This is a genomic window from Brevundimonas sp. GW456-12-10-14-LB3 (genome assembly GCF_059424365.1).
Genome location: NZ_JBWKZJ010000075.1, coordinates 1 through 3228 on the forward strand (window position 1 = coordinate 1; position 3228 = coordinate 3228).

General features: G+C 66.9%; 3 protein-coding genes. 2 read left to right on the forward strand and 1 reads right to left on the reverse strand.

The features are described 5' to 3' along the window. The first annotated feature begins 440 nt into the window (after positions 1-440). Positions 441-635: a hypothetical protein gene (locus AC07XS_RS15760; RefSeq protein WP_182715203.1), complete on the forward strand. Its 195-nt coding sequence runs from the start codon at positions 441-443 to the stop codon at positions 633-635. A gap of 658 nt (positions 636-1293) precedes the next feature. Here AC07XS_RS15760 and AC07XS_RS15765 read toward each other — a convergent pair. Then, entirely contained in the window at positions 1294-2220 is a 927-nt protein-coding gene (locus AC07XS_RS15765; RefSeq protein WP_182715204.1) for an alpha/beta hydrolase, read from the reverse strand. A 160-nt stretch (positions 2221-2380) separates the two neighbouring features. Here AC07XS_RS15765 and AC07XS_RS15770 point away from each other — a divergent pair. After that, a partial coding sequence (locus tag AC07XS_RS15770; RefSeq protein WP_182715205.1) for a TonB-dependent receptor plug domain-containing protein occupies positions 2381-3228 on the forward strand: 848 nt, incomplete at its 3' end.

The window sequence follows — 3228 nt, forward strand, 5'->3', positions numbered from 1 at the left end:
GGGGTAGGGGGCGTTTCTTTTGGGGCGTAGGCTGGATGGGCGCTTTCGATCCATTGCGGACCATCTGGGGAAATGCCACGCTCTCGAGAGAGGAGCCACCATGTCAGCACCGGATTACGAAGTCCCAACGTCGAAGCTAGCAACGCGCCTCCGCCCCATGCAGGGCTCGGGAACCATGCTGAAGTGGGGTTGCGCTCTCGGCGGCATAGGCGCCGCAATTTCTTTCGCCGGCTTTGTCGCAAGCTTCCTCCCTGGCGTTCAGAGCGACGGAAACCCACTGTGGTTTCTCTTGGGAACGGCTGTCTTCGCTGGCGGGTCGGGTGTTTTCTATCTGGGGCACAAGCTGGTTCGTCGCTTGCGTTGATCCACCGTGCGCTTTCGACCCGTTGCGGACATCCAACGCGGAAGGCACGCTGCTCGGTCTGCAAGGGGTAGCGATCATGAGTTCCCACAACCGGCTGACTGTCGAAATGACCGCCGATGATCTAGTGGCGATCAACAATGCGCTTAACGAGGTCTGTCACGGCCCCGACGCAATCCCTGAATGGGAGTTCGAGACTCGTATGGGCTTGGATAGGGCGACTGCGGAGCAGACCTTGGGCCGGATCAAGATCGCACTTGATCAGGTTCGCTGAGCGCCCTTGCCCGATAGTCCGATCCCGATCGATTGCGGACACTCAGCGTTGGGCGAAGAGGCCGTTAAAGCTCCTCAGTTGGAAACGCTGAACCTGACGAGAGTCGTTTGTTGCGGCGACGGAAAACTCCACCAAGCCTACGACCGGGCAGACCACGCTTGTCGTAGCGCCGCGCTTTGAAGTGGCGCTGATTTCGGTGCACGGCCATGACCAGTAGGTCCGAGGGCGTGTGGCGTAGCGAAACTCACCGTTCAGAAAATCAGGCGGTGGAAGCGACGACAGGAGCGGTTGTCCACCCCGCGTCTGGTAGCAACGGATTGATCCTCGGCTGCATGGCGTCAGAGGATCGCCGAACCCGCCCTTTGCGACGGCTTCCCGTTCGTCTCTGTATTCAGGCCATGTTTCACCCGACCTCGGATCAACAAAGAGATACATGCCCTGGAAGACGCCCTCAGTGACTTGGTAAGCCACATCGAATGAAACGGCGTTCCTGGCGCTCGGGGAGGCGAAGTCAGGATCAGGTGATGGTTCCGAACAACTCGCCAGCAGAGTCAGGGAGACGATGAACAGGGCTTGCCGCATCTCGAAACGTTGACACCGATGAGGCCCGCTTTCCACCCATGAGCGACGCTGAGTATGTCCGCTTCCCAAGTTGAACTCAGTGTTCATCGTTCGCCCGAATGAACGCCCCCACGTCCTCCGCCACGCCCGGCGCGAGCGGCAACGCCGGGTCGGCGTAGGTGGCCAGGTTGGCGGAGCGGGCGGCGGGGGCGGTTTTCAGGATGTGGTTGACGCCGTCCCACAGTTTCAGCGTCGCCCTGGGGTCGGCGGCGGCCAGGGCCTGGGCGTCGCCGATCCCGACCTGGAGGTCGGTCGTCCCCTGGCCGATGAAGACCGGGCCGTCATAGGCGGCGAGCAGGGCGGCGGGGTCCAGCGGCAGCCAGGAGATCAGATAGGGCTGGACCGAGGGACGGAACAGGGCCGCCAGGGCCGGGGGCGGATCGGCGACGGTGCGGCCGGCCTCAAGCTCGGCCAGGGCGGCGAAGGCCGGGGCCTTCAGCGGCTCGGGCAGGCCCTTTTCCAGCTGTTCGCGCAGGACCACGCCCGCGGGGCGGCCGGCGCCGCACAGCAGGACCAGGCCGCAGACCTTATCGTCTCCACCCTCGACGGCCTTCAAGGCGACCAGGGCGCCCTCGCTGTGGCCGATCAGCCAGGCGCAGGGCTTGTCGGCGCGACGGGCGGCCTCGGCGGCCCAGGCGCGGGCGTCGGCCGCATAGGCGTCAAAGCGCAGATCGGCCTCGGCCGGACCGGCCGCAGCGCTGGCGGCTATGCCGCGCTTGTCGATCCGAACCGTGGCGATCCCCTGCGCCGCCAGCCCCTCGGCCAGCAGGCGATAGGTGGAGGCGGAAACGCCCATGGGGCTGTTGCCGTCGCGGTCCGTCGGTCCTGAGCCCGGCAGGATCACGGCGACGGCGGCGGGGCTGTCGGGCGCCAACAGGGTTCCGTGCAGGGGCGCGGGCTGTGCGGGCAGGGTCACCTCGCTGGAGACGGGACCGGCGAGCAGGGCGAGGGCGAGGCTGAGCATAGCGTCTCCTTTGAAGAGGGGGGGCGTTCAGAAGGGTGGCGGCTCTCGACCCTAGTCCCCTGAGCCGGTGCGGCAAGATGGCCGGGCGCCGAACACCGCCTTGCCATTGCAAACCAGTTGCAGAAGCGCGTATGGAGCCCGCCTTTCTGTTCTTGAGAATATGTTGCAGATCATGGCCCGCCCGATCCGTCTCGCCTGCGCCGTCAGCCTCCTGGCCCTGAGCCTCGCCGCCCCCGCCTTGGCGCAGCAGGGGCCGGCCGCGCCGACCGAGCTGGGCGAGGTCGTGGTGACGGGGTCGCAGGTGAATCTGACGGCGCCGGCGGCGGGCGGCCAGGTGGCGCGGGGCGGTCGGGTCGGCCTGTTGGGCAATCTGGACATGATGGACACGCCCTTCTCCACCACCAGCTACACCGAAAAACTGGCGCGGGATCAGCAGGCGCGCGGGATCGGCGACGTGTTGCAGAACGATCCGACGGTGCGGGTGACCAAGGGCTTCGGCAACTTCCAGGAACTGTATGTGATCCGGGGCTTCCCGGTCTATTCGGACGATATGAGCTACAACGGCCTGTACGGCGTTCTGCCGCGCCAGTTCGTGGCGGCCGAGCTGATCGAGCGGGTCGAGGTCTTTCGCGGGGCCAGCGCCTTTCTGAACGGGGCGGCGCCGGGCGGAACCGGGGTGGGCGGCGCCTTCAACCTGACGCCCAAGCGGGCCAATGGACCGCTGACCCGTCTGACGGCGGGCGTGTCCGGCGCCGATGAAATCTACGCCGCGGCCGATCTGGCGCGCCGGTTCGGCGATCAGGATGAATGGGGCGCGCGCCTGAACGTCGCCGGCCGGGGCGGCGAAGCCTCGGTCGAGGACCAGACCAACACCCTGCGCGTGGTGGGCCTGAACCTGGACCGGCGGGGCGAGCGGGCGCGCTTTTCGGCCGATCTGGGCTGGCAGGACCACCGGATCGACGCCCCGCGCCCCAGTGTGACGCCCGGCGCCGCCATCCCCGAGGCCCC